The organism is Mycobacterium colombiense, from assembly GCF_001953985.1.
GTDB classification, from domain to species: domain Bacteria; phylum Actinomycetota; class Actinomycetes; order Mycobacteriales; family Mycobacteriaceae; genus Mycobacterium; species Mycobacterium colombiense_B.
Window position 1 is genome coordinate 1 of sequence record NZ_MBEI01000012.1, and the last position, 8,273, is coordinate 8,273.

The following is an 8,273-nucleotide window of genomic DNA, read 5'->3' on the forward strand; positions in this document are numbered from 1 at the left end:
GAGGCCGGTGAGCTCGCCGGGATCGGCGGGACGGTGGAGTTCCGCACCGACGTGTTCGACAGCCAAAGCATCGAAACACTGATCGAGCGGTTCCAACGGGTGCTGGCGGCCATGACCTCCGATCCCGGCCAGCGGTTGTCGTCGGTGGATGTGCTCGACGACGCTGAGCGCGGCCGCCTGGATCGGTGGGGCAACCGGTCGGCGTTGACTCGGCCCGCCCCCACACCGGTGTCGATTCCGACCCTGTGGGCCGCCCAAGTCAAGCGCGCGCCCGAAGCGCTGGCGGTGACCTTCGACGGCCACTCGATGACGTATCGCGAGCTTGATGAGGCGTCGAACCGGTTGGCGCATCTGCTGGCCGGCCTGGGCGCCGGCCCGGGCAAGCGTGTGGCGCTGCTGTTGCCGCGGTCGGCCAAGGCGGTCGTGGCGATAATGGCGGTGCTCAAAACCGGGGCGGCGTATGTCGCGATCGACCCGGCTGTGCCGACGGCCCGGATCGAGTTCATGCTTGCCGATGCCGCACCGATCGCCGCCATCACCACCGCTGGGCTGGCCGACCGGTTCGACGGGCGTGGTCTGCCGGTCATCGATGTCGACGACCCTCGCATCCCCGGCTACCCGGACACTGGCTTGCCGGCGCCTGCCCCCGAGGCGATCGCCTATCTGATCTACACCTCGGGCACCACCGGTGTCCCCAAAGGCGTGGCAATCCCTCATCACAACGTGACCCGGCTGCTGAGGGCACTGAACGCCGACGTGGAACTGTCGCCGGAGCAAGTGTGGTCGCAGTGTCATTCGTTGGCCTTTGACTTTTCGGTGTGGGAGATCTTCGGTGCGCTGCTGCACGGCGGGCGGCTGGTCGTGGTGCCCGACTCGGTCGTGCGCTCGGCGGAGGACTTCCATGCCTTGCTGGCTGCTGAACAGGTCAGCGTTTTGAGTCAGACGCCGTCGGCGTTTTATGCGCTGCAAGCCGTCGATGCGCGGGTAGACGACCTGGGATCTCAGCTGAAGCTGGAGACGGTGGTGTTCGGCGGCGAGGCGCTGGAACCCGAGCGTCTTGGGACGTGGCTGCGCAAGCATCCGGGGTCGACGCGGTTGATCAACATGTATGGGATCACCGAGACGACGGTGCATGCCTCGTTCCGCGAGATCAGCGTGGCCGACATCGACCGCACTGTCAGCCCGATCGGGGTGCCGCTGGTGCATCTTGGCTTTTTTGTGCTGGACGCGTCGCTGCGTCCGGTGCCGGCCGGGGTGGTCGGGGAGTTGTATGTGGCCGGCGGCGGGCTGGCCTACGGATACGTGGGCCGCGCCGCATTGACCGCGTCGCGATTCGTGGCCTGCCCGTTCGGGGATTCCGGGGCGCGGATGTATCGCACCGGGGATCTGGTGTGTTGGGGTGCCGATGGGCAGCTGGATTATCTGGGTCGCGCCGATGAGCAGGTGAAGATCCGCGGCTATCGCATCGAACTCGGGGAAATCCGTGCCGCCCTGGCCGCGCTGGATGGGGTGGAGCAGGCGGTGGTGATCGCCCGCGAGGACTCTCCCGGCGACAAGCGCCTGATCGGCTATATCACTGGAGCCGCTGACCCAGCGGATATTCGGGCCCGGTTGGGTCAGCGGCTCCCCACCTATATGGTGCCCGCGGCGGTGGTGGTAATCGACGCGCTGCCGTTGACGCTCAACGGAAAACTGGATACCCGGGCCCTGCCGGCTCCCGAATACACCTCGGGCGATGCCTATCGCGCCCCGAGTACCCCCACCGAAGAGGCCCTGGCCGGCATCTACGCCCAGGTACTCGGGCTCGAGCGGGTCGGGGTCGACGACTCCTTCTTCGACCTGGGCGGGGATTCCCTGTCGGCGATGCGAGTGATCGCCGCGGTCAACAGCGCCCTGGATGCTCACCTTGCGGTGCGCACCGTGTTCGAGGCGCCGACCGTCGCCCAATTGGCGGCACGTATCGGTGGCGATGGGGGCGGGCGTAAGCCGTTGGCGTCCGTGGAGCGGCCGGCGGTGGTGCCGTTGTCGTTTGCCCAGCAGCGGTTGTGGTTCCTCGACCGGTTCGAGGGCGGGGTGGCGACCTACAACATTCCCACCGCGTTTCGGATCAACGGAGCGCTCGATATCGAGGCGCTGGGGGCGGCTATCGACGATGTGATCGCCCGTCACGAATCGCTGCGCACCATATTTCCCGACGTCGACGGTGTGCCGTTGCAGCAGGTGTTGCCGGCCGCGGCGGGGATGTGGCGGCGCGGGGACGCGGTGGTGTCGCTGAGCGAGCAGGATGTGGTCGGCGAGTTGGTGGCGCTGGCGGGATACCGGTTTGATTTGTCGGCCGAGATCCCCATTCGAGCGCAGATCTATGCGGTGGGCCCCGAGCAGCATGTGGTGGGAATTGTGGTGCACCACATCGCCTTTGATGGCTGGTCGCTGGCCCCGATGGTCCGTGATGTGGGCGAGGCCTATCGGGCGCGGCGGCAGGGCCGCGCCCCGCAGTGGGAGCCGTTGCCGGTGCAGTATGCCGATTACACGCTGTGGCAACAGGATTGGTTGGGCGCCGAGACTGACCCCGACAGTGTGATCGCCGGCCAGTTGGCGTATTGGCGGCAACAGTTGGCTGATCTGCCCGAGGTGGTGTCGCTGCCGGCGGATCGGGCGCGCCCGCAGGTGCCGAGTTATCGCGGTGATGAGGTGGAGCTTCGCATCGACTCGCAGACCTGGGCGGGGGTCAAGGCGTTGGCGGCGGCGCATAACGCGACGGTCTCGATGGTGTTGCAGGCGGCCATGGCGGTGGTGTTGCAGCGGGTCGGCGCCGGCGAGGACGTGGTGATGGGCGCACCGATCGCCGGGCGGATGGACGCGGCGCTCGATGAGCTGGTCGGGTTCTTCGTCAACACCTGGGTGTTGCGGGTAGGGGTGAGTTCTGCGCAGCGGTTCAGCGAGGTCCTCGAGCAGGTGCGCCAGCAGGCGCTGGATGCCTACAGCAACCAGGATGTGCCGTTCGAGCTGCTGGTCGAGCAGCTCAACCCGGTGCGCTCGGCGTCGCATCATCCGCTGTTTCAGGTGCTTTTGGTCTTCCAGAACAATGCGCGCCCCGAGATGGCGCTGGAGGGCGTCAGCGTCGAGCAGTTGGCGGTGTTTACCCGTACCGCCAAGTTCGACCTGGATATCGAGCTGAGCGAGGTGCCCGGCGAGGATGCGGGTGCGCCGATGGCCGCCGGGCTGATGATGTATGCCACGGATCTGTATGACCGGTCCACCATCGAGCGGCTGGTCGGCTGGTTCGGCCGAGTGATCGAGGCGGTCGTAGCCGACGCCTCGGTGACGGTGGGCGAGGTGTCGCTGCTGGATCGCGGCGAGCGTGATCTGGTGCTCTCGGGCTGGTCAGGTGCCGGGGTGACCGCCCCGGTGGGTCTGGCGCCGACGTTGTTGGCGGCGGCGGTGGCCGCCGACCCGGACGCGGTGGCCGTCATCGACGGTGACCGGGCGGTCTCGTATGGCGAGCTTGATCAATGGTCGACGCGGTTGGCGCGGGCGCTGATCGAGGCGGGGGTGGGCCCGGAGCGCGCGGTGGGCGTGGCGATGGGTCGCAGTGTGGAGTTGGTTGTGGCCTGGTGGGCGGTGCTCAAGGCAGGTGGAGTGTATGTGCCGGTGGATCCGACCCATCCGGTGGAGCGGACCGCGGCGGTGCTCGACGCGGTTGGCGCGGTGTGTGCGTTGACGTGCAGCGCTGACACAGTCGCCGGGGCGCGCCCGGTGCTGCGCATCGATGAATTGGACCTGACCGGGTACCGGGTGGATCCGATTGTTGACGCCGAGCGGCTGGCGCCAGCGGGCACCGACGACGGCGCGTATGTGATCTTCACGTCCGGATCCACCGGTGTGCCCAAGGGCGTGGCGGTCAGCCACGCCGGTCTGCTGGGATGGGCGGCGGCCCAACGCGCAATGTTCGGGTTGGGTGCGGACGCGCGGGTGTTGATGGTGGCCGCGCCCACGTTCGATGCCTCGGTCGGTGAGTTCTTGTTGGCGGTGGCGTCGGGGGCGGCGTTGGTGGTGGCTCCGGCGGGAGTGTATGCCGGCGAGGCGTTGACCGCGTTGATGCACGACCAGCGGGTCAGCGCGGCGATTCTGACCCCGACGGTGTTGTCGTCGCTGGATCGGGCCCGCCTGGACGCGCTGGACACGCTGATCGCTGTGGGGGAGGCCTGCCTGGACGAGGTGGTGGCTGCCTGGGCACCGGGTCGGGCGATGTTCAATGGCTATGGCCCCAGCGAGACCACCATCTGGGTTACCTGTGCGCCGTTGATGGCGGGCCAGCCGGTGCGCATCGGCGCCCCGATCCCGGGGGTGTGTGCGCTGGTGCTGGATGCGCGGCTGAACCCGGCCCCGCCCGGGGTAGTCGGTGAGCTGTACCTGGACGGGCCGGCGGTGGCGCAAGGCTATGTGGGCCGTGCCGGATTGACCGCGGAACGGTTCGTGCCCAATCCCTACGGGCAGCCCGGGGCGCGGATGTATCGCACCGGCGATCTGGTGCGCTGGACTGCCGAGGGCACGCTGGACTATCTCGGCCGCGCCGACACCCAGATCAAACTGCGCGGGCAGCGCATCGAGCTGGGCGAGATCGAAAACACCCTGCTGGCCTGCCCGCAGGTCACCCAGGCCGCGGCCAGCGTGCACCACAGCGACACCGGTCCGCATTTGATCGGCTATATCACGTTGGAGCGCAACAGCATTGCCGATGACGATGCCGAATTCGTCGAAGAGTGGCAACAGCTGTATGACGACCTGTATGTCGCTGAGGTCGAGGCGCCGGTGTTCGGCATGGATTTCCGGGGCTGGAACAGCAGCTACACCGACGAGGCGATTCCGCTCGAGGAAATGGTGGAGTGGCGTTCGGCCACGGTGAATCGGATCCTGGCATTGCAGCCGCAGCGGGTGTTGGAGCTCGGCGTGGGTTCGGGGCTGCTGTTGTCCCAGATCGCCCCGAACTGTGCCGAGTATTGGGGCACGGACTTTTCGGCGCCGACGATCCGCAATCTGCAGGCGGCGGTTGCCGCGCAGCCGTGGGGGGATCGGGTGCAGCTGCGGGTGCAGCCGGCCGATGTGGCCGAGGGGTTGCCGGAGGGCCATTTCGATGTGGTGGTGCTCAACTCGGTGGTTCAGTACTTCCCGAGTGCGGGGTATCTGCGCGACGTGATGTCCGTGGCGATGCGGTTGCTGGCACCGGGCGGGGCATTGTTCATCGGCGACGTGCGTAATTACAGCCTGCAGGGCGCGTTTCAGACAGGCGTCGCGCGGGCCCGCACCGAGGCCGCCGATGCCGCCGAGATTCGTCAACGCGTTCAGCGCGCTGTGCTCGGCGAGCCCGAATTACTATTGGCGCCAGAGTTTTTCACCACCTGGGCTGCCGACCAGTCGTCGGCGGTCGGACTGGATATTCAAGTCAAACGCGGGATGGCCGACAACGAACTCAACCGCTACCGCTACGACCTCGTTGTCTATAAGTCCCCCGCACCGGTGCGCTCACTGGCCGGCGCGGACAGCTGGGCGTGGGCCCAGTGCGCGGGCCTGGACGGGTTGCATACCCGGTTGATGTCTGAGCGTCCGGGCGCCGTTCGTGTCACCGGTGTTCCCCGCGCCGGAGTGAGCAGCGACGTCGACATCGAACGCGGCCTGGCCGCCGGGCTCCCGTTAGCCGACGCCTTGGCCCATGTCGACGACGCCAATGCCGTTGTCCCCGAACAACTGCACCGCCTTGGTGAGACCGCCGGATATCGCGTCGCGGTCACCTGGAGCGCTCAACCGGGCACCGTGGATGCGGTGTTCATCGCTGCGGCTGAGGCTGAGCAGACCTCCGCGCTGACCGATGTGTATCTGCCGCGTGTCGGGTCCCACCGAGTCACCAGTTACGCCAATGACCCGCAGACCAACGCCAAAGTCACCGCGGTGCGTCAGCAGTTGAGCGCGTGGTTGCCCGAATACATGGTGCCGACGCACATCGTGGTGCTCGACGAGTTCCCGATGACCTCCTCGGGCAAGATCGACCGTAAAGCCTTGCCGGCACCCGTGTACCAGGGTGCTGATAGTTACCGCGCCCCGAGTACCCCCACCGAGGAGATCCTGGCCAGCATCTATGCCCAGGTGCTGGGGCTGGACCGGGTCGGGGTTGACGACTCGTTCTTCGACCTGGGTGGGGATTCGCTGTCGGCGATGCGTCTGATCGCTGCGGTCAACACCGGTCTGGATGCCGATATTTCGGTGCGTGCGGTGTTCGAGGCGCCCACGGTTGCCCAGTTGGCGCCGCGCATCGGTAAGGGCGGGGGCCTGGAGCCGCTGGTGCCGGTCGAGCGACCGGCGGTGGTGCCGTTGTCGTTTGCCCAGGGCCGGATGTGGTTTACCGACCAGTTGCAGGGCCCATCACCGGTTTACAACGTGGTGGTGCCGTTGCGGTTGGGCGGGAACCTGGATGCCGAGGCGTTGGGGGCGGCGCTGGCCGATGTGGTGGACCGCCACGAGAGCCTGCGCACCCTGTTCCCGGCAATCCAGGGGGTGCCCCAACAGCTGGTGGTACCCGCCGAGCAGGCCGACTTCGGCTGGGACGTCATTGATGCCACCGACTGGCCCGCAGACCGGTTAGGTGAAGCCATCGTCGCCGCGGTGCGCTACCGGTTTGACCTGGCCACCGAGATCCCTTTGCAGGCAAGGCTTTTCCGCGTCGCCGACGACGAGCACGTGCTGGTGGCCGTGCTGCATGAAATCGCCGCGGATGGCTGGTCGACGATGCAGCTGCTGCGTGACCTGGGTTTGGCTTACACCAGCCGGTGCGCGGGGCGCGCCCCCGGCTGGGCGCCATTGCCGGTGCAGTATGTCGACTACACCCTGTGGCAGCGCGCGCAGTTCGGCGATCTCGACGACAGTGAGAGCCGCATCGCCGCGCAGCTGGCTGCTTGGGAGCAGACGCTGGCCGGGATGCCCGAGCGGCTGCAGCTGCCCACCGACCGGCCCTACCCACCGGTGGCCGATCAACGCGGCTCCCGGGTCATGGTGGAGTGGCCGGCGCAGTTGCAGCAACAGATTGCTCGTATGAGTCGCGAGCACAATGCGACCGGTTTCATGGTGATGCAGGCCGCCCTGGCGGTGATGCTGTCCAAGCTCAGCGCCAGCCGCGATGTGGCGGTGGGGTTCGCGATCGCCGGGCGCCGCGATCCCGCACTCGATGAACTGGTGGGGTTCTTCGTCAACACCTTGGTGCTGCGCGTCGACCTGACTGGTGATCCAACGATGGCCGAGCTGCTGGCCCAGGTGCGACGGCGCAGCCTGGCCGCCTATGAGCACCAGGATGTGCCGTTCGAGGTGCTCGTGGAGCGGGTCAACCCGACCCGGTCGTTGGCGCATCACCCGCTGGTGCAGGTGATGTTGGGCTGGAACAACTTCCCCGGGCAGGTCAATGTCCCGGAGACCGGGCTGAGTGTGGGTGATCTTCAGGTCAAGCCGCTGGCCGCGGATACCCAAACCGCGAAAATGGATCTGGTCTTCTTCCTCAAGGAAAACTGGACCGAGGCCGGTGCGGCCGCCGGGATTTCCGGGCACGTGGAATTCCGCACCGACGTATTCAACGCGGACACCATCCAGGCGATGATCGCGCGGCTGCAGCGGGTGTTGATGGCGATGACCGCCGACCCGACCCGGCGGCTCTCGTCGGTGGATCTGCTCGGCGAGGGCGAGCACGCCCGGCTGGAAGAGCTTGGTAATAAAGCGGTTTTGGCCAGCCCGTCGAGCGTTGCGGTGTCGGTGCCGGAATTGTTCGCCACCCACGTCACCCGCACCCCGGATGCCGTGGCGCTGGTGTGCGAGGGCCTGTCGGTGACCTACCGGGAGCTGGATGAAACCTCGAACCGGTTGGCGCATAGTCTCGCGGCTGCGGGCGCAGGTCCGGGACAGACTGTGGCACTGCTGTTTTCGCGGTCCGCCGAGGCGGTCGCGGCGATCATGGCGGTGCTCAAGACGGGGGCGGCCTATCTGCCGATCGACCCCTCGTCGCCGGATACCCGGATCGAATTCATGCTCGGCGATGCCAAGCCGGTCGTCGGCGTCACCACCGCCGATCTGGCTGAGAGGTTCGAACGCCATGGCGTGACGGTCATCGACGTCAACGATCGACGCATCGACACCCTGCCCACTGGGCCCCTGCACACGCCGGGGCCGGATCCCGACGATGTCGCTTACCTGATTTACACCTCGGGCACTACCGGGGTGCCCAAAGGTGTTGCGAT

1 protein-coding gene is annotated in these 8,273 nt (G+C 67.2%); it reads left to right on the forward strand.

Features of this window, described 5'->3' with window-relative positions:
- A partial coding sequence (locus A5732_RS02670) for a non-ribosomal peptide synthetase (protein WP_142256537.1) occupies positions 1 to 8,273 on the forward strand: 8,273 nt, incomplete at both ends.